The following is an 18,399-nucleotide window of genomic DNA, read 5'->3' as shown; positions in this document are numbered from 1 at the left end:
ACGCTTCGTGCAGGGCTTCCTCAGCGGTCTCGCTGTCCCGGTTTCGAGGTCGAGCTGCACGGATGATCTGGGCAGCGCGGGTCTTGCTGACGCCCCATCGCTTAGCTAGGACGCCAAAAAACTGGACTTCTCGGTCTCATAGATGCGCACGGCTACTTGCGACCTCAGGGCGGTCAGATCCTCGTAGAGCTTCCGTACATGGTCGCTGACTTGATCTACGCGGTGGAACGCTCGGTGTTGATGCCCGACACGACCTATCACGACCTGCGTCACACCTTCGCCAGCACAGCTCTTGCTTCCGGCGTCCCGATCTCGGAAGTCTCCAAGTGGCTCGGCCATGAGTCGATCACGACCACCGTGGACCTGTACGGCCACCTCGTCCCTGAAGCCTCCGCCAGGGCCAGAGAAGCGCTCGACAGGGCGTTTGGATCATCACTGGATGTGCCCTGAGCGTGCCCTGATCTTGGAGGGTGCCCGTTCCCTCCCAGGTCAGAGAGGGAACGGGCGACGAGTCGGCCTGTAGGCCGGGTTCTGTCCTTCGTGAGAAGGGGCGACCATCCATCTAGGGCCGCCGTTGCCGGCGGCCTCGAGCGGTCTACCCGCGCGGCTCGGGCGGGCAGCCCTCGAACGTCGCGCGCGGGACGCTCCGGAGAGCGTCCCTTCTTGACCTTGCTCCGGGTGGGGTTTACCTAGCCGCCCACGTCGCCGTGGGCGCTGGTGGTCTCTTACACCACCCTTTCACCCTTACCTCCCGTCAACCGGGAGGCGGTCTGCTTTCTGTGGCACTGTCCCGCGGGTCACCCCGGGTCGGCGTTACCGACCACCCTGCCCTGTGGAGCCCGGACCTTCCTCGGCGGGCCGTGAGGCCCGACGCGGTCGCCCGGCCGACTCGTCTGCAAAACTGTATCAAGACCTACGTTATCCCCGGCGCAAGTGCCCAGTGTCGTTGAACGACTTCACCACGGCCGGGCCGTCCGCGTAGTACTCGATCAGCGACAGGCACGCCAGGTCGAGGTGCATGCGGTAGAGGGACTCCAGAGGGGCCATGAGGGCCAGTCTCAGCAGCATCTTGATGGGCGTCACGTGCGAGACCGCGAGGACGGTCTTGCCCTCGTACCGCTCGATCAGCCGCTCTCCCGCAGCCTGGACGCGGCGGGCGGCCGAGGCGAAGCTCTCGCCGCCCGGTGGCGCGGTCTCGGGGTCGGCGAGCCAGGCGGCGAGCTCGGCCGGCCAGCGGCGCTGCACCTCCGTGAACGTCTGGCCTTCCCAGGCGCCGAAATCGAGCTCCCTGAGATCTTCGTCCACCTCGACGTCGAGCCCGGTCCGCTGGGCGACCGCCTCCGCGGTCTGCCTGGCGCGCTTGAGCGGCGAGGAGACGATCACATCCGGTCGGTACGGCTCGCGCGACAGCCTCTCGGCGGCGGCCGCCGCCTGGGCCAGGCCGTTGGGCGTGAGCTCGACCTCGCCCCTGCCCGAGAACCTGCGTTCGAGGGAGAGCTCGGTCTCGCCGTGCCGGAGCAGGAGCAGTGACGTGGCCACGCGGGTGGGAGGGCGCCAGCCGGTGCCCTTGCCGGTGCGCTGCTGGGCAGCGGCGATGGAGGCGGCGGGGGCGGATATTTCGGAAATGGCGCTCCCCGCGTCGAGGAGGTCCGTCTGCTGGGCGACGCGCGGAGGGGACGCGGCGGCGGAGCGGGCCGTCGCCCCAGAGGCCTTCACAGCCGGCCCCTCTGCCCCTGAGGCCCCCGATCGGGCCGGTGTGTCCCCAAGTGCGCCCGGCTCGGTCGTCCCCCCGGCCTTCCAGGTCAGCCCCTTGGCGGCGGCGTCCATGGCCTCGTTGGCCAGGCGGTCGGCGTGCTTGTTGCGCTCGCGGGGGATCCAGGTCCACTCCGTCACGCGCAGCCGCCTGACCAGCGACCCGGCCTCCATGGCGAGCGGGCGCAGCCCCTCGTTCTTGATCTTCCAGCGGCCCGCCATCTGCTCGACGACCAGCTTCGAGTCCATCCGGACGGCGACCGACGCCCCCTCGCCGCCCAGCCGGAGCGCGGCCTGGAGGCCGGCGATCAGGCCGCGGTATTCGGCGACGTTGTTGGTCGTGACGCCGATGGCCTCGGCCGCCTCCGCCAGAACCTGTCCGTCGGAGGCGTCCTTGACCACCGCGCCGTAGCCGGCGGGCCCCGGGTTGCCGCGCGAGCCGCCGTCCGCCTCGATGATGTAGGAGGTCACAGCCCTGACTCTGCCGTACGTACGAGGATGCGGCGGCACTCGTCGCAACGGAGCACCTCGTCGTGGGGCGCGGCCTTGATGCGGTTCATCTCGGCGATGGACAGGGCCACCTTGCAGCCCTGGCACCGGCCGCCGCGCAGCATCGCGGCGCCCACGCCGTACTGGCCCTTGAGCTTCTCGTAGAGCCCCAGGAGGTCGGCGGGGATGTCGGCGGCGGCGGTGGCGCGGCGGCCCTGGACCTCGCCCGACTCCTTGTCGATCTCCTTGAGCGCCTCGTCGCGGCGGGCCTCGGCGGTGGCGAGGGCGGCGGCGATCTCGTCGCGCTGGGCGACCAGGTCGGTGACCTTGGTGTCGGCCGCCTCCTTGCGCTCCATGATCTCCAGAACGACCTCTTCCAGGTCTCCCTGGCGCTTGTGCAGCGAGGCGATCTCCGACTGCAGGCCGGCCAGGTCGCGCGGCGAGGTCACGGCGCCGGAGTCGAGGCGCTTCTGGTCACGGTCGGCACGGGTGCGCACGGCGTCGACGTCGCTCTCGGCCTTGGCCTGCTCGCGCGCCAGGTCGCCGGCCTCGGTCTCGGCCTCGATCACCTGCGTGGCGAGTCTGGCGAACGACTTGGACCGCTCGTCGATCTCGGCAAGCTCGGGCAGGGTGCGGCGGCGGTGCGCCAGCCGATCAATCACGGAGTCGAGCTCTGCCAGGTCGAGCAGTCTCTTCTGGGCCTCAGGGGCTGCTTTCATGATCAATATCCTCTTGTCCAAGCATCGGTGACCGTGGCGGAGACACGCGTTTCAACGGTAACGCCACTGGAGCGCAGGATGGACGCCGCGCTCTCCAGCCAGGGCCACTCCGTCGCCCAGTGCGCGGCGTCGATCAGCGCGGGCCCGCCCGATTCCACGAACTCACTCGCCGGATGATGCCGTAGGTCCGCCGTGAGGAACACATCGACCCCCGCGGCCTTCGCCGTACCGAGGAGCGAATCGCCCGCGCCTCCGCTGACCGCCACGCGCGTGACGGGGCGGGACAGGTCGCCCGCCACACGGATGCCCCCTGACGTGCGGGGCAGGCCCTTGGCCGCCTGCGCGGCGAACTCGCCCAGCGTCATCTCCGAGGGCAGCTCGCCGATGCGGCCCAGCCCGCGCCACGGGTCGTCGGGGAACGGCTGGAGCGGCACCAGGTCGTCGACCAGGCCGACGGTTCGGGCCAGGGCGTCGGACACGCCGGGGTTGGCCACGTCGGCATTGGTGTGGGCGGTGTAGAGGGCGATGTCGTTCTTTATCAGGGTGTGGATCAGGCGGCCCTTGGGCGTGGTCGCGGCCACGCTGGTGGTGCCGCGCAGGTAGAGCGGGTGGTGGGTGACGATCACGTCGGCCTCCCACTCCAGGGCCTCGTCGGCCACGGCCGCGACCGGGTCGACCGCGAACAGCACCCGCCGCACCTCCTGCGCCGGGTCTCCGCTCACCAGCCCCACGGCGTCCCACGACTCGGCCCGGGCGGGCGGGTAGGCCGCCTCCAGCACCTCGATCACGTTCGTCAACGTCACAGCAGCCACGTGCGCAGACTATCGGCCTGGGGGAGGGTGTCGTCGGAACGGCGTTCGGCGTACTGTAAGTGGACCCTGACCTGCGGAGGGCGGCATGTCACCCAGCGTGGCGATCATCGGAGCGGGGTTCGGCGGGCTGTGCATGGCGATCCAGCTCGAACGCGCCGGGATCCGCTCGTACACGGTCTTCGAGAAGGCCGACAGTCTCGGGGGCACGTGGCGGGACAACAGCTATCCGGGGGCAGGGTGCGACATCCCCTCGCATCTCTACTCGTACTCATTCGAGAAGTACGTGAGCTGGACGCGCCGTTACCCGGAGCAGCCCGAAATTCTTGAATATCTTGAACATTGCGCTGATAAATACGACGTCAGGCGAAAAATCCGGTTCGGCACCGAGGTCGAGCGGGCCGCCTTCGACGGCACGAAGTGGCAGGTGACGAGCGGCGGCCGTACCGAGGCGTTCGACGTGGTGGTCATGAGCGTGGGCCAGCTCAACCGCCCCCGCCTCCCCGACATTCCCGGAATGTCGGATTTCGAGGGCGTCTCCTTCCACTCCGCGCGCTGGAACCACGATCACGACCTCACCGGCCGGCGCGTCGCCGTGATCGGGAACGGGTCGTCGGCGGCCCAGTTCATCCCGCGCGTCGCCGAGCAGGCCGGCCATATGTACGTCTTCCAGCGCACGCCCAACTGGGTGATCCCGAAGCCGGACACCGCGTTCGGGCCGCTGACCAGGCTCGCGTTCCGCTTCGTCCCCGGCCTCCAGCGCGTCTACCGCGAGTTGATCTACCGGTATGCCGAGGCCACTCTCTATCCCGCCCTCGCCCAGGGGTGGAGCGCGGAACTGCTCAAGAAACGTGCCCTGCGGCACCTGCACGACCAGGTGCCCGACCCGGCGCTGCGGGCCAAGCTCACCCCCGGCTACCCGCCGGGCTGCAAGCGGGTCGTCATCGACAGCACCTTCTATCCGGCGCTGACCAGGGCCAATGTCGATGTGGTGACGGACGGGATCGTACGGATCACGCCGAAGGGCATCGAGACCACCGAGGGCCGGTACGAGGTCGACACGACGGTTTACGCCACCGGCTTCAGGAGCACCGAGTTCCTGGCGCCGATGGAGGTCGTGGGCCGCGAGGGACGCACGCTCGATGAGCAGTGGAAGGGCGGGTCCGAGGCGTACCTGGGCATATCCATGCCGAACTTCCCGAACCTCTTCCTCCTGTACGGCCCCAACACGAACCTCGGCCACAACTCCATCGTGTTCATGATCGAGTGCCAGGTGAGGCATGTCATGTCCTGCCTGCCGTACCTGTCGGCCACCGGGCCGATCGAGGTGCGCCCCGAGGTCATGGCGGCGTGGCGCAGGCAGCTCGACGCGGCGATGACACGGATGGTGTGGGGCGGCGGGTGCCGGAGCTGGTACAAGACGCCGGAGGGCCGCGTGACGAACAACTGGCCCGGCACCACCACGCTCTACCGCAAACTCACCTCCAGGCCTCCTGCCCCCGCCTACCGCCCGGTCTAGCCTCCTGTTTGTCCAGCCCCGGGGCATTGGAGCAGTCCTGTCCGCGCGATAACGTCCAACTCATGACCCTTTCCCTGCACCGGCGCGCGGTCGTGGCCGACACGCACAACGACCTGCTGATGGCCGTCTCCGCGCGGCCGCATGAGCAGTGGGCCTCGTTCTTCCGCCAGAGGTGGCTGCCCCAGCTCATCGACGGCGGGGTGAATCTGCAGATCCTGCCGGTCTTCATCGACGACCAGTACCGGCCGGAGGGCGCGCTGCGGCAGACGCTGCGCATGATCGAGTGCGCGCACGTGCTGGCCGAGGGAAACTCTGACTACGTCCGCATCTGTCTGGACGCCGCCGACATCGACCGGGCACTCGACGAGGGCAAGATCGCACTGGTGATCGCGCTGGAGAGCATGCCGGGGATCGACGCCAACGTGGAGCTGATCTCGACCGTCCACCGGCTGGGCGTGCGGGTGGCGTCCATCGCCCACTTCGGCCGCACGCCGCTGGCCGACGGCAGCGGCGAGGACGCCACGGGCAGCGGCCTGACGTCCCACGGCGTGGCGGCGCTGCAGGAGATGGAGCGGCTCGGCATCGTCTTCGACATCTCCCATCTGGGCGCCTCCGGCGTGGCGCACGTCCTGGAGCTGGCCACCAAACCGGTCATGGCCACCCACTCCTCCGCCCGGGCGCTGCGCGACCACCACCGCAACCTCACCGACGACCAGCTCCGCGGGGTGGCCGCCACGGGCGGCGTGATCTGCGTCAACTTCCTGGCCCCCTTCCTCGCCGAGCGCGAGGAGGACATGACGCTCGACCGCCTGCTCGACCACATCGAGCACATCGCGTCCGTGGCCGGGATCGACCACGTCGGCCTGGGTCCGGACTTCATCCGGGAGGTCATGGACGACCTGACGCCGCCGTGCTGCGAGGGCGTCAACGCGAGAGGCGTCAACCCGAAGCTGGCCGTCGCCGGCCTGGAGGGGCCGTCGGGGCTGCCCATGGTCACCGAGGGCCTGATCGCCCGCGGCGTCCCGGAGAAGGACATTTTGAAGATCATCGGCGGCAACGTGTACCGCTTCCTCGGCGAACGACTGGTGTGACCGCCGACAGATCGGCACTTGACGGCCACGGCATCTCACCGGTCGTCGGTCGTGGTCGCGGCCTTGGCGAGGGTCTTGGCAACGAGGGCGGCGACGTGCTCCACCGCCCTCACTCCTGCTCCCATCGAGGGATGACGATCGGAGATGACGGCGATCAGGTACGTGTGCCCGTGGCCGCGTACCCGGCCGATGCTGTTGACGGTCCACCGTCCCCCGTCCCGCCGCCGGGGCAGCCAGCCGTTCTTGAGCGCGGCGTCGTGCCCGGCCGCGCTGACACCCCACGACTGCCCCCGCGCCACATGGCTCATCAGGCCCAACACGTACCGGCGGTTCCTGACGGAGAGGGGGCTCCTGGCGGAGGTGAGGGCGGTCAGCAGGCGGACCTGGTCGGCGGCGCTCGTCGTGGTCGCGCCCCACGACCCTCCAGGGCCGGGCGTGGTGCTGCGCAGCCCGAGTCTCCGGTTGGCGGCGGCCAGGCCGGACGCGCCGCCGATCGCCCGCCACAGCGCCGACGCGGCGGCGTTGTCGCTGACCCTGATGGCCCGCGCCGCCCAGCGCCGCTCCCGGGCCGTGAGGCCGCGGTGCCGGCGCTGGGCCTTGAGCAGCAGCGTGACCACGATGTCGACCTTGACGATGCTGGCCGTGGCCGTCCTGAGGCCGCGGTGGTAGGTGTAGGACAGCCCCGAGGAGAGATCGCGTACGGACACCGAGAGCCGGCCGGGGAGGTGGCTCACGTAGCGGTCGAGAGCCCTGGTCAACGCCTTCTTGTCCGGCTTACGCGCAACCGCGACGGCCGAGGACGCGGCGGCCGGACGGCCGGCGGGAAGGACGGCGGCAGGAGAGGGACCGTTCGGGAAGAGCAGGAGGAGGAGCAGGGCTACGTACGTAAGGGACAAAAGCGATAAGGAGCGCAAAGTCATACGACGCAGCATTACGACCCGGCTGTTTACTCCTTGTTGAGCCCAGGTAATTCCTCCGTATGAGCCGAGGTAAAGAGGTAAAGGTGAGGGGCGGAGGCAACCGCACAGCCTCCGCCCCTCCGGCCCCTGGGAGTCAGGACCGTCGCCGCGAGAACCTCGCCGGCGCCCGCGACACTAATCCGCCCCCATGCGCCACGTCTGCGGAGGATTACTCAGAACGGGCGGCCCACGCCGCGAGGATGGCGTCCTCCTTCTCCGGCGCCATCCCGTGCGTGCTCTTGACGCCGTAAACGCGCTGCTCCTCCGGGATCTCCCGGAGCCAGGCCCACGTGTCGCGCACGGTCTCCGCCACCGGACGGGTGCGCAGCCCCGCCGCCTGCGCCTCGGCCGTCGGCACGCTCCAGAAGTTGGCGGTCTCCTCGGACGGCGGCCCGCCCCACAGCGGCAGCTCCACCCACAACCCCGCGCCCTGCTCCACCAGGAACTCGTTCTCCACCCAGACGAACTCCGCGTCCGAGCCCGTCACCTCCTTGCAGAGACCGAGCCACCCGCCATAGGTGGCGTTGCCGGCGGGCCCCGTCACCACATGGGTGCCGGACGCGCCCCGCTCCGCCTGGTCGAGGGTGAAGATCGCCACGTCGCGCACGTCCACGAGCTGCATCGGCGTGTCCGGGTCGCCGGGCGCGAGCACCCGGCCGCCGCGCGCGATCCTGCTCAGCCACCACGGCAGCCTGCCCACCTCCTCGTACGGCCCCAGGATCAGGCCGGGGCGGACGATCAGCGCGTTGCCGTCGAACCCCTGCTCGACCGCGCGCTCGCAGCCCGCCTTCAGCACGCCGTAGTCGCCGTCGTCGGGCCCGGCGTCCGGCGCGCACGGCCACCCTGGCTTGTCCTCGGTGGCGGGCTTGCCGGGGAAGCCGTCGACGGCCGAGACGCTGGAGACGAAGGCGTACGTGCCGGCATGCCCGGACAGCGCCTCCACCGACTCGCCCACGACCCGCGGCACGTAGCCGCATGTGTCGACCACGGCGTCCCACGACCGGCCGGCGGTCAGCCGGTCGAGGTCGGCGCGCACCTCACGGTCGCCGCGCACGACCTCGACGCCGGGCACGTCGGCGTGGCTCACCCCTCTGTTGAACGTCGTCACCTCATGCCCCCGGGCCAGCGCCTCGACGACGACGGCACGCCCCAGGAACCTCGAACCACCAATAACCAGAAGTTTCACGCACTCATTGTTCGCCCATCGTCGGCCTGGGAGCCGCGTTCTTCACCCAGAGCGGAGAAGCCGGGGCGCAGCGGCGGCACGATGTGCACCCTCGCCGCGCCGATGTCGAAGAAGAGCCCCACCAGCGCCAGCTTCCCGGCGCGGACCTGTTCGTCGACCTTGCGGTAGGTGCGCAGGTTCTCCAGCTGCTGCTGGACGTTGACCCGGCACAGCACGTCCAGAGCGCCGCTGTGGAGCCGGTCGCCCTCGGTCTCGATGAACCTGGCCAGGCTGTGGTCTCCGTGCCGCAGCCACCGTCTCAGCCCCGGCAGGCTGCCTGCCTGCACGCCCGCGCTGAGCACCCCCGCCATCGCGCCGCACCCGGAATGGCCGCACACCGTGATCGTGTGCACGCCGAGGACCTGCGTGGCGTACTCGATCGCCGCCACCACCGAGTCGTCGTGCGGCTCGGAGCCCCTGCGCGGCACCAGGTTGCCGATGTTGCGCACGGTGAACAGGTCGCCGGGGCCGCTCGCGGTGATCAGGCTGGGCACGATCCGCGAGTCGGCGCACGTGATGAACAGGTGCGACGGCTGCTGCTTGCGGGCCAGCTCGGTGAAGATGGGCCGGACCAGGGGCGCCGTACGCCGGTGGAACTCCCGCGCACCGGCTGTCAGCCGGCACTCCGCCCCGGCCGTGTCCGGAGCCGCGGCGGGACGGGGCCGATGGGCCCACGGCAGCCACCAGCGGTCCGGCGCCTTGGGCGGCGACTTGACCGGGAACATGCGCGCGCCGCTGGCCGCCAGCGAGTACCACTCGTCGTGCAGTTCGTCGATGTCGACCGTGCCGCCCATGCGCTCGTGGTCGAGCCGCCAGGAGTGGATGGCCTCGAAGGCGGCGTTGTCCATGAAGTCGATGTTCAGGTCGAGGTCCACGGTGGCGCCCGAGGCGATGGTCCGCAGCTCGCGGGTCAGCCTGGGCACGCCCAGGAACGTCAGCGAGCCGGAGATCGTCACGTGCACCCGGCCGTCGTGGTCCTGCCGCTTGGTCACCGTGACCCAGGTCAGGCGGCGCAGCGCGAGCAGCGCGGCCAGCGCCAGTCCCGCCAGCACGCCTTCGGCGAGTCCGAGCAGGATCACGGCGAGCATCGTCACCACGTAGACGGGCACCTCGCCGTGGCCGTGGACTTTCTTGATGTGACCCAGGTTCACCATCTGCACGCCGATGAACACCAGCAACGCCGCCAGGGCCTCCAGCGGGATCAGCTTGATCGTCCAGCCGAACCCGATCGCGAACACCAGCACCCACACCCCGTGCAGGATCGCCGACCAGCGGGTACGCGCGCCCGCCTGGACGTTCGTGGTGCTGCGCACGATCACGCCGGCCACCGGCAGGCCGCCGAGCGCGCCGCTGACCATGTTGGCGACGCCCTGGCCGGTCAGCTCCTGGTCGAGGTCGGCGCGGCGGCCCGCGTGCTGCCCCTCGACCGCCACGCAGCACAGCAGCGACTCGCACCCGGCCAGCAGCGCCACGAGCAGCACCGCCGCCACCACCATGTGCCAGTCGCCCTGCGGCAGCACGGGGAACGCCCACGAGACGACGCTGTCGGACAGGTCCACGCGCGTGACGTCCCAGCCGAACGCCCAGGCCGTACCCGCCGCGACGAGCAGCGCCGCCAGCGGCGCGGGCACGGCCCTGATCTGCTTGGGCATCCGCGTCCACAACGCGAGCACGGTGATCGTGAGGATGCCGACGGCGACCTTGTGCCCGTGCAGGTCGGCGATCTGGCCGGGCAGCTCGATCAGGTTCGCCACGGCCGAGCGCTGCGAGCTGCCGCCGAGGACCACGTGGAGCTGGGAGAGCGCGATGATCACGCCGACGGCCGCCAGCATCCCGTGGATGACCGCCGGCGACACCGCGAGCGCCGCCCTGGCCGCCTTGAAGACGCCGAGCAGCAGTTGCACGACGCCCGCCAGCAGGGTGATCATGCAGGTGGCCCGCCACCCGTACGTCTGCACGAGATCCACGACCACCAGCGACAACCCGGCGGCGGGCCCGCTCACCTGAACGGCGGAGCCGCCCAGCGAGCCGGCCACGATCCCGCCCACCACGGCGGCGATCAGCCCGGCGGCCAGCGGGGCGCCCGAGGCCATCGCGATGCCCAGCGAGAGGGGCACCGCGACGAGGAAAACCACGAGCGAGGCGGGCACATCATGCCTGAGTGTGCCCAGCCAGTTACTCTTCGTGTCGGGGATCATGGAGCAAACCCTATTGCTCCGTCGACCCCGCTTTAAGGGTGTGTCACGCGGGTTTTACCCATTAATGGGCGCCTGAGATCACCGGTAGTAGTCGTGGGGGTGGTCCTGGTCGGCGGGCGAGCGGCGGTGGCTGCCGCTGTTGCCGTTCTGGGAGCCGTACGTCGGGCGCTGGGTCGCGCTCGACGGCGGCTCCGGCCAGGCGGCGGAGGCGAAGTCGCCGGTCTCGTAAGCGAACGAGGCAGGCGCCGGGGCCGGGGCCGGCTTCGGCGTGGGGGCCGCCAGCACGTCGTCGTAGGCCGAGACCGCCCTGCTGGGCGCGGTCGGGGTGCCGGTGGCGGGGGACGGGCCGGTGAGCGGGTCGGTGTCGTCGGCGACCGCCCAGCCGGAGCGCACCTCGTACGAGGCGGGGTACGACGAGCGCGCGGCGGGCTGCTCGAAGGCGGGCCAGGAGGGGCCCGAGACGGGGGAGGGGTCGTCGAGGATGTCGGGCTGGGCGGGCCAGGAGCCGGACGACGACGGCGTCGCGGGCAGGTTGCCGTTGACCCAGGTGGTCTCGGCGGCGTTGGTGTAGGCGGGGAACGGGTCGCTCGTGGGCGCGCCGTGGATGGCGGCGGGCTGGACGGGGAAGGAGCCGCTGGAGTTCGCCGCGGGGGTCGCCGGGTAGGAGCCGCTGCCGAATGAGCCGCCGCTCGGCGTGCTCAGAGGGTTGGGCTGGGTCACGGGAGTCGCGGAATAGGAGCCGCCGGCGGCCGGAGCGGCCGGGAAGGAGCCCGAGGCGTTGCCGGTCCCGTTGGACGACAGGGAGTCGGGGCGGGAGGGAGGCACCGGCTTGGCGCCCGCGCCGAGGATGCTCATCACGTCGGCCGTCGGCGCCGCGAACGTCATCGTACGCTGGTCCGCCATGTCCGCCTGGGACGGAGTGGCGCGCTTGGCCGGCTCCACCAGGTCGGCGAGGTTGGCGGCCGCGGCGGCCGGCTGGCGCTGCGGCAGGGGGGACTGGACGGTGGTCGCGTTGGGGTCGGCCGAGGCCGAGGCCGAGGCGGCGGCGGGCTGCGCGGTGCGTTCCCGGCGCTTGGCGGCGGGCCGCTCGGCGGGCTGCTCGGTGGGCCGCTCACGCTCGACGGGGCGGGAGGCGCCCTTCCTGGCCGCGACGGTGCCACCCGCACCGAAACCGCCCTCTTCCGCATCGCTGCGGATGTTGGCCCAGAACTCCTCGTCCTCGTCATCGGAGGTCGGGTTGCCCCACTCGTCGACGCCACGCCTGCCACGCTGACCGGTGCGCACCGGTTTGGGCTGGCGCTCCCCGATGGGGCTGAAGTCAGGGGTGAAGTTGGTCATGCGAGGCTCGTGCGAGGCGAACTCGTCAGTGGAGCGCGTCTGAGTCCTCTCCTCCTTCTCGGCCATCTCCTTCAGCCGTTCCGGAGGGAGAGAGCTCTCCCTGCGGCTCATCGAACGCATGCCCAGTGCCACGACGACGAGCACGAGGAGCACGACGGCGACCAAGCTCACTACGACCGCGATCATTGCACCACCCTCAAAGCCATGGCCTCTCTTCGGCACCGGTGAGATCGCGCGGCCATCGACGCGATCTGCCCCCTTTGATCACCAGTACCTAACAATTGGATCTGATTGTGTCGGACCACTATGAGCGTTGTCACACCCTACGTGAAGAATTGGTACACCGTATTACCTGCTGTGTTCGGGGTCTCACTGGATGTTGACCGCCGTGAGTCTGCCCCGGGCGATGGTCTTGTTGGCGATGTCCTTGAGAATGTCGGGGAGCCCGCCATCCTCCGGGACGACCACCTTGTCGTTCAGCGTGTAGACGGTGAAGCGGTAGGTGCCGCCGTCCTTGCAGGGCGGGTCGTAGCCCACCTTGCCGCTGGTCACCTTCGCCTGGCCGGAGCCCGCAGGGGGCTCGGCCGCGGCGTTGGGTCCCAGCTCGGTCGTGGTCGCAGGGATGTTGTAGAGCACCCAGTTGACGGCCGACTCCGACGGTGTATGAGAATCGACCACTATCGCGATCGACTTCGCCTGGGTCAGCGGCTGGCTCGACCAGCGCAGCGGAGGGCTGCCCTGGTCGCCTCGGCAGGAGTAGTCGGCGGGCAGCGGTTTGCCCTCGCGCAGCTCCGGGCTCGAGACGTTGATCTCCGAGATGTCCTGGGCCTGAGATCTACCGATGAGGCTGCCGCAACCCGCCGAAGCGAGCGCGGCGGTCACCACCGTCACAGTGACGGTGATGTGTCGCATGCGTGATGCCGCGTTACACAGCCCCATGCCGGATGATGCTACGCGGCTCCCGGCCATGCGCAGACCGTTTCTCGATGGTCGGTCATCGGTAAAGGATCCGAAACGAGGCAGAATCGCGGGATCCGGGTAGTGAGCTTCGACACATCGCTGCCTTTGCCGACGGCGGGGACCCGCATGGCGCCGTACTGGTGGACCCTTTGTGGCCTGCTGGTTCGCCGCGGCCGGACTTCTGGCGGGATCTCGTACGGCGCCCTGACAAAACGGACATGAGTTTCGGTCGCGGCCCTTCACCGCCGTCCGCAAAAAACATGCGCGCCGGATACGACGGGAACCGGAGGGGACGGCGGCAGACACGCCGGGCGTCCGGCGCCGGAGCCTCCGGATCCGGGCGCCCGCTGACAGATCGCCTTCGGCGGTTCGCGCCCTAAGCTGGCCTTGTGACGTCAAATGGCCCGCTGCGCGATCCGGCGAATCGCGTCTCCCCCAAGGCCGTCCGCCTCTGGCTGCTCGAGTCACTGGTCGCGTTCGTGCTCTTCCTCGGTGGCTCGCTCCTGGTGGCGCGGTGGGTCGGCGGGAGCGGGTGGTCGTGGGTGCCGGGCTGGTTCGCGGACCACTCCTGGACGCTGCCTGCCGCGGTCGTGGTCCTGATGGGGCCGTTCCTGGTGGCCGAGCCCTTCATACGGTACGCCGTGCACCGCTGGGAGCTCTCTGGGGACGTCGTCTACGCCAGGTCGGGGTTCCTGACCAGGGAGTGGGTGTTCGTGCCTGTGAGCCGCATCCAGACGGTGGACAAGGCGCAGGGCTGGATCGAACGGCTGCTCGGGCTGGCCACCCTGGAGATCCGCACGGCGTCCCACGCGGGGTCCTCGACGATCAAGGGCCTCGACTACCATGTCGCGGCCGGGCTGGCCGAGCAGCTCGCGCACCGCGCCGAAGCCCTCAGGGACGACGCCACATGACCGGCCCCGTGCCGCCCCAGGGCGACGGCGCCCCCCAGGCAGGCCCCGAGCCGATGGGTGAGGCCCCGCCTCCGGTGCGGGCGCCGCTGCGGTTGCACCCGAAGGTGCTGCTCATCGACCCCGTACGCATGCTGCCCTCGCTCCTGCTGCCCCTCGTCGGCGTGCTCTTCGTGGGCGGCTTCTCGGCCAGGTCGTACATCTGGGCGGCGCTCGGCGTGGCGGGCACCGTGGCGTTCGCCGTCGTCAGGTGGGCCACCTTCACGTACGAGATCGTCGGCGACCGGCTGGAGACCAAGCGGTCGCTGATCAGCCGCTCCGTCCGCACCATCCCGCTGGAGCGGATCCGCGGCGTCGACGTGTCCACACCGCCCATGCACCGCCTGCTCGGGCTGGCCGTACTCAAGATCGACACGGGCGCGAGCGGGGACGACGAGGAGGCCGAGCTCGACGGGGTCACGCTGGAAGAGGCCGAACGGCTCAAGTCGGTGCTCCTGCGGCGCGCGGCCCGGCCCGAGGTGCACGTGCCCCATCCGGCAGGACCCCAGGAGCGGGTGATCGTCAGCGTGCCGCGCAGGTGGCTGCTGTACGGTCCGCTGTCGGGCGCGTACCTGCTCACCCCCTTCGCCCTCGCCGGCGGCGCCATCGGGCTGGCGTTCCAGTGGGGCGACGACCTGGGGCTCGACCAGGACGCCGCCTGGAGCGCGGGGGAGTGGCTGTGGGGCCATCCCTACCTGCTGTTGGTCGCGGTGCTGCTGCTCGTGGTGGCGATGCCGTTCACGGGCGGGCTGATGTACGCGATCTTCAACTGGGACTTCCGGCTCAAGCGCCGCGACGGCTACCTGGTGGCCGAGCGCGGTCTGATCAACCGGCGCAGCGTGTCGCTGGAGTCCAGCCGCGTACGCGGCTACGAGATCGTGGACGGTCTCGCCGAGCGGTGGGCCGGGGTCGTACGTGCCTGGGCCATCGTGACAGGGCTGGGCGACTCCCAGACACGCGGCCAACTCCTGCCCGACGTGCCCCGGCCCGTGGCGCACCAGGTGACCGGCGAGGCCATCGGCCCCTACCTGGCCACCCTCCGCGCCCACCCGCCCGTGGCACGCAACCGCCGCCTGTTCCGCGCCGTCTTCCCCTGGGCCGTGCTCGCGGTGGCGAGCGTTCTCGCGGTCTGGGCCACGGGGTCGGCGCTGTGGTGGGTGCTGCTGGTGCCGGCGCTGCTGCTGGCCGGGGCCGGAGTTCCGCTGGGCCTTGACCGGTACGCCTCGCTGGGGCACGGCTACGACGGGGTACGGCTGGCGGTGCGCTCGGGATCGCTCCGGCGTTCCCAGGCCGTGGTCGAACGCCGGGCCGTGGTGGGATGGCGGCTGCGGCAGACGTGGTTCCAGCGGCGGGCGGGGGTGCTCACGCTGATCGCCGGGGTCGGGGCGGGCAAGGGCGGCTACTCGGCGATCGACGTGTCGGAGGCGCAGGGGGCGGCGTTCCCCGCCGAGGTGACGCCGGAGTGGCTCGCCCCCTTCCTCGAGCCCCCGACCCCACCCGCATCCTGACCCCTTGGTGAGTCCGGATCGTCATGCGCAGGCTGACCCGCACGTCCGGCACGGCCGCCACCGTGGCTTATCCCGGCGGTGGCGGTCATGACGGCGGCCGTGGGCTGGTGGGTCCGGTCCTGGCGGCGGTTCTGACGACGGCTGCGGTCGGTGGAGTGCGGGTCTTTTACGCGGTGGCCGTGCCGGGTGCGCGGTCAGTCCTGGCGGCGGGCGCCGAACATGATCTCGTCCCAGGTCGGGACCGAAGCCCTGCGTCCCCTTGAGCCCTTGCGCGCCTGGCGGGCGGCCGGGGCGGGCGGCGGGGACGGCACGGGCACGGCCGGCTCCTCCTTGGCCGCGGCCTTGCCCGAACGCGCTGCCGGGACTGCGGGCTTGGGCTTGGGAGCGGGCGCCGGCGGCTTGGCCTCCTCGGCCGGCTCGGCCTCCTCGGCAGCCTGGGCCTGGGCAGGCTCGGCCTCCTGAGCAGGCTCGGCCTCCTGGGCAGGCTCGCTCTCCTGAGCGGATTCGCTCTCCTGAGCAGGCTGCTCGGCCTTGGGCGGCTGGGCCTCCGACGCGGCGGGCCGGGCGGCACTCTCGGACTCCGGCGCGGCGTCCTGCTGGGCACTGCTCTCGGCCACCGCCGCAGCGGGCTGGGCTGTGCTGCCCCCGGGCTCCGGCGCGACTGGTTGCGCGGGGCTCTCGGTCTGCGGCGTGGCGGTTTGTGCGGCGTCCTTGGCCTCCGGCACGGCAGCCTGTGCGGCGTCCTTGGTCTCTGCCACGGCAGCCTGTGCGGCGTCCTCGGTCTGTGGCGCGGCGGGCTGTGCGGGGCTCTCCGGCTGTGGCTTGGCGTCCGGTACGGTCTGGGCCGTCGCGTTGCCCTCCTGCGCGGACGCCGCCGACTCGGACGAGGCCGCGTCCGCCACGACCTCCGCAGCCTTGGCGGCTTCGGCCTCCACGACGCCGGGCGTCTGAACGTCCACGGCGTCCACCTTCTGAGCGTCCCTGGTGCCGGGCGCCTGCGTGTCCACGGCAGTGGGCGGCGTGGCGTCCGCTCCGGCAGCCGCCTTGGCGTCCGAGGCGTCGGGCGTGCCGGCCTGGGCGGTGGCGGTGGTCGCCGCATTCGCTTCCGCCGATGCGGGCGTCGCGGTGCCGGGCGTCGTCGTGGAGTCCGGCTCCGTGGCGTCGCCGGACACGGTGATGGGCGCGGCGGCCGCGGGCTCGGGAGCGGACTCGGCGTTCGCAGGCGAGGCCACGTCCGGCCCGGCGCCTGCCGTGGATTCGGCGGTGGCCGCGAGCTCAGCGGCTGCCGGAGACTCGGCGCTTGCCGCGGGCTCGGTGGTGGCCGCGGGCTCGGTGCTTGCCACGGGCTCCGGTGCAGAAGGCGACTCCACCGCAACGGGCACCTGGGCCACGGCCTCGGCCTGGGCAGGCGTCTGGGCGGTGGCTTCGGCCTGGGCGGGTGCCTGGATGGCGGCCTCGGCCTGGGCAGGGATCAGGGTGCTGGCCTCGGCCTGGGCAGGCGTCTGAGTGGTGGCCTCTGGCTGAGCGAGCGTCTGGGCGGCGGCCTCGGGCTGAGTGGGTGGCTGGGTGGTGGCTTCCGCCTGGGCAGGAGGCTGCGTGGTCGCGGCGCCCTGGGTCTGCCCCGGAGCCTGGACCGGCCCCGGCTCGCGCGCGATGAAGGGGTCCCGGGCGGGCGGTTCCTCGGCGGCGGGCGGCGGAGCCGTGCGGGAGTCCGGGAACGAGGACGGCAAGGACGGCGAGACCGGAGACGACGGCGAAGCCGGGGACGAGGGTGACAACGGCGGCGTGGGGGTGGGCGCCGGGTCGGTGGCGGGGGCGTAGATCGCGTCCGGGTCGTGGTCGCCCGGGCCGGAGCCGAAGTCGGGCAGCCACGGCGAGGAGCCGCCACGGCGGGACGAGGTGTCGCCGGGGTGGGCGTAGCCGGTCTCACGCGCAGGGGGCTCCTGCCGGAAGGGCTCGCGGAACGGCGGTTCGTCCCACGGGCCGGCCTGCCTGGAGAGGTCACGCCGCAGGGACGCGGGGTCCTGGCCCGCGCCCGAGTCCCGGCGCTCGTCGGCGTCGAGCGCGTCGTACGACGACTCCCTGGTGGCAGGGGCGGCGCGGTCGAAAGGCGGCGAGGCGTCCTGGGCGCGGCCGTACGCCGGCTCCGACGACCTGGGCGGCGGGTTGTAGCCGACCGCCGGCTCCTCGGCGGCCTCGCGGCGCACCACAGAAGGGACGGAAGAGAGCGGCGGCACCGGCTGCAGCTTGGCCACCCGCGGCGCGAACGGCGTCACCGTGGTGTCCTCCACCACGGTCGGCTCTGGGTCGAAGTCGGCCGACGACAGCCGCATGGCCTCGTCGTCGTGGGGCGTCACGTGGCGCTTGCGCGGGTCGAAGAGCCACTCGGCGTGGCGCGTGTGACCGTTCCACACGTAGCCGAGCTTGACCCGCCACAGCCCGTCGTCGCGCTTGGCGGAGTCCCAGTCGATCTCGTCCGTGGGCACGCCCCGCCTGTTCAGGCGCTCGGCCACGAGGTCGCCGAGGGTGGGCCCCGGCGCCGACTCCCCAGGCATGCGTACGGCCACGCGCTGCGCCTGCTGGGCGACGTACTCCCGCTCCTGGAGCACCGGACCCTCGAACCAGCGGACACGTTCGACCGGGATCCCGGCGGTCGCGGCGATTTGCTCCGCCGTCTCTCCGGCACGGATGCGTGCCTGGATCTCCTTGGGGCGCAACGGACTCTCCACTTCGATCTCGTACTGGCCGAGACGGGAGAAATTGCCGCGGACGGCAGCACGGAGCCGGTCGTCCACGGGAAGCGTGAAGCGCGTACCTCGCCCGGCAGTAGCCAGCACGAGATAGGTGCCGTCCTCACTCACCGCGACGAGTCGGAGCTCCTGCAT

General features: G+C 71.3%; 14 protein-coding genes and 1 other RNA gene. 5 read left to right on the top strand and 10 right to left on the bottom strand.

Going from position 1 to position 18,399, the window contains the following annotated elements; translation table 11 throughout:
* The first annotated feature begins 198 nt into the window (after positions 1 to 198).
* Complete coding sequence (locus tag AB0J64_RS01980; protein ID WP_364019052.1) at positions 199 to 450, top strand: tyrosine-type recombinase/integrase; 252 nt, start codon at positions 199 to 201, stop codon at positions 448 to 450.
* Between the two features lie 54 nt (positions 451 to 504).
* On the opposite strand, the gene rnpB is transcribed toward AB0J64_RS01980, so the two are convergent.
* The 4 genes from rnpB to AB0J64_RS01960 all read right to left on the bottom strand — a co-directional run bounded on the left by rnpB (position 505) and on the right by AB0J64_RS01960 (position 3,763).
* An RNA gene (gene rnpB / locus AB0J64_RS01975) (RNase P RNA component class A) lies at positions 505 to 892 on the bottom strand.
* A gap of 26 nt (positions 893 to 918) precedes the next feature.
* Positions 919 to 2,223 carry a bifunctional RNase H/acid phosphatase gene (locus AB0J64_RS01970; protein ID WP_364019049.1) on the bottom strand — a complete coding sequence of 435 codons (1,305 nt, stop codon included), beginning with the start codon at positions 2,221 to 2,223 and terminating at the stop codon, positions 919 to 921.
* Positions 2,220 to 2,960 carry a C4-type zinc ribbon domain-containing protein gene (locus AB0J64_RS01965; RefSeq protein ID WP_364019046.1) on the bottom strand — a complete coding sequence of 247 codons (741 nt, stop codon included), beginning with the start codon at positions 2,958 to 2,960 and terminating at the stop codon, positions 2,220 to 2,222. The genes AB0J64_RS01970 and AB0J64_RS01965 overlap by 4 nt, the downstream gene beginning before the upstream one ends.
* Positions 2,961 to 2,962: 2 nt before the next feature.
* The gene (locus AB0J64_RS01960) at positions 2,963 to 3,763 is read right to left on the bottom strand and encodes a Nif3-like dinuclear metal center hexameric protein (RefSeq protein WP_364019220.1); all 801 of its coding nucleotides are present in this window, start codon (positions 3,761 to 3,763) and stop codon (positions 2,963 to 2,965) included.
* Between the two features lie 94 nt (positions 3,764 to 3,857).
* On the opposite strand from AB0J64_RS01960, the gene AB0J64_RS01955 reads away from it, so the two are divergent.
* Both AB0J64_RS01955 and AB0J64_RS01950 read left to right on the top strand, forming a co-directional pair.
* Positions 3,858 to 5,288, top strand: a complete 1,431-nt coding sequence (locus tag AB0J64_RS01955) for an NAD(P)/FAD-dependent oxidoreductase (protein ID WP_364019043.1) — start codon at positions 3,858 to 3,860, stop codon at positions 5,286 to 5,288.
* Positions 5,289 to 5,350: 62 nt separating this feature from the next.
* Positions 5,351 to 6,379 (top strand): membrane dipeptidase, encoded by a 1,029-nt coding sequence (locus AB0J64_RS01950; RefSeq protein WP_364019040.1) that lies wholly within the window; start codon positions 5,351 to 5,353, stop codon positions 6,377 to 6,379.
* 35 nt (positions 6,380 to 6,414) lie between these two features.
* Here the strand turns inward: AB0J64_RS01950 and AB0J64_RS01945 are convergent, their stop codons facing one another.
* From AB0J64_RS01945 to AB0J64_RS01925, 5 genes are all read right to left on the bottom strand, one after another.
* Positions 6,415 to 7,275, bottom strand: a complete 861-nt coding sequence (locus AB0J64_RS01945) for a serine hydrolase (RefSeq protein WP_364019037.1) — start codon at positions 7,273 to 7,275, stop codon at positions 6,415 to 6,417.
* A gap of 232 nt (positions 7,276 to 7,507) precedes the next feature.
* A complete protein-coding gene (locus tag AB0J64_RS01940; RefSeq protein WP_364019034.1) occupies positions 7,508 to 8,524 on the bottom strand; it encodes an NAD-dependent epimerase/dehydratase family protein in 1,017 nt (338 codons plus the stop codon).
* The gene (locus AB0J64_RS01935; RefSeq protein ID WP_364019031.1) at positions 8,521 to 10,761 is read right to left on the bottom strand and encodes a SulP family inorganic anion transporter; all 2,241 of its coding nucleotides are present in this window, start codon (positions 10,759 to 10,761) and stop codon (positions 8,521 to 8,523) included. Before AB0J64_RS01935 ends, AB0J64_RS01940 begins: the two co-directional genes overlap by 4 nt.
* A 78-nt stretch (positions 10,762 to 10,839) precedes the next feature.
* A complete protein-coding gene (locus AB0J64_RS01930) occupies positions 10,840 to 12,285 on the bottom strand; it encodes a hypothetical protein (RefSeq protein ID WP_364019029.1) in 1,446 nt (481 codons plus the stop codon).
* A 183-nt stretch (positions 12,286 to 12,468) separates the two neighbouring features.
* Positions 12,469 to 13,011, bottom strand: coding sequence for a YbhB/YbcL family Raf kinase inhibitor-like protein (locus tag AB0J64_RS01925; RefSeq protein WP_364019026.1), 543 nt, complete (start codon positions 13,009 to 13,011; stop codon positions 12,469 to 12,471).
* Positions 13,012 to 13,448: 437 nt separating this feature from the next.
* Here AB0J64_RS01925 and AB0J64_RS01920 point away from each other — a divergent pair, with 437 nt between their 5' ends.
* Together AB0J64_RS01920 and AB0J64_RS01915 are read left to right on the top strand one after the other, a co-directional pair.
* The gene (locus AB0J64_RS01920) at positions 13,449 to 13,970 is read left to right on the top strand and encodes a PH domain-containing protein (protein WP_364019023.1); all 522 of its coding nucleotides are present in this window, start codon (positions 13,449 to 13,451) and stop codon (positions 13,968 to 13,970) included.
* Positions 13,967 to 15,514, top strand: a complete 1,548-nt coding sequence (locus AB0J64_RS01915) for a PH domain-containing protein (protein WP_364019021.1) — start codon at positions 13,967 to 13,969, stop codon at positions 15,512 to 15,514. Before AB0J64_RS01920 ends, AB0J64_RS01915 begins: the two co-directional genes overlap by 4 nt.
* A 194-nt stretch (positions 15,515 to 15,708) precedes the next feature.
* On the opposite strand, the gene sepH is transcribed toward AB0J64_RS01915, so the two are convergent.
* Entirely contained in the window at positions 15,709 to 18,399 is a 2,691-nt protein-coding gene (gene sepH, locus AB0J64_RS01910; RefSeq protein ID WP_364019018.1) for a septation protein SepH, read from the bottom strand.

The sequence above is a fragment of the Nonomuraea sp. NPDC049695 genome, assembly GCF_040674955.1.
Classification (GTDB): domain Bacteria; phylum Actinomycetota; class Actinomycetes; order Streptosporangiales; family Streptosporangiaceae; genus Nonomuraea; species Nonomuraea helvata.
The sequence above is the reverse complement of the archived record's forward strand: the minus strand, read 5'-3'. Positions and strand labels throughout refer to the sequence as shown.

Excerpts from the sequence above, each read along its gene's own strand:
- AB0J64_RS01980 (WP_364019052.1), top strand. The coding sequence starts at position 199 with ATGGTCGCTGACTTGATCTACGCGGTGGAACGCTCGGTGTTGATGCCC.
- AB0J64_RS01965 (WP_364019046.1), bottom strand. The coding sequence starts at position 2,960 with ATGAAAGCAGCCCCTGAGGCCCAGAAGAGACTGCTCGACCTGGCAGAG.
- AB0J64_RS01955 (WP_364019043.1), top strand. The coding sequence starts at position 3,858 with ATGTCACCCAGCGTGGCGATCATCGGAGCGGGGTTCGGCGGGCTGTGC.
- AB0J64_RS01950 (WP_364019040.1), top strand. The coding sequence starts at position 5,351 with ATGACCCTTTCCCTGCACCGGCGCGCGGTCGTGGCCGACACGCACAAC.
- AB0J64_RS01935 (WP_364019031.1), bottom strand. The coding sequence starts at position 10,761 with ATGATCCCCGACACGAAGAGTAACTGGCTGGGCACACTCAGGCATGAT.
- AB0J64_RS01930 (WP_364019029.1), bottom strand. The coding sequence starts at position 12,285 with ATGATCGCGGTCGTAGTGAGCTTGGTCGCCGTCGTGCTCCTCGTGCTC.
- AB0J64_RS01925 (WP_364019026.1), bottom strand. The coding sequence starts at position 13,011 with ATGCGACACATCACCGTCACTGTGACGGTGGTGACCGCCGCGCTCGCT.
- AB0J64_RS01915 (WP_364019021.1), top strand. The coding sequence starts at position 13,967 with ATGACCGGCCCCGTGCCGCCCCAGGGCGACGGCGCCCCCCAGGCAGGC.
- sepH (WP_364019018.1), bottom strand. The coding sequence starts at position 18,399 with ATGCAGGAGCTCCGACTCGTCGCGGTGAGTGAGGACGGCACCTATCTC.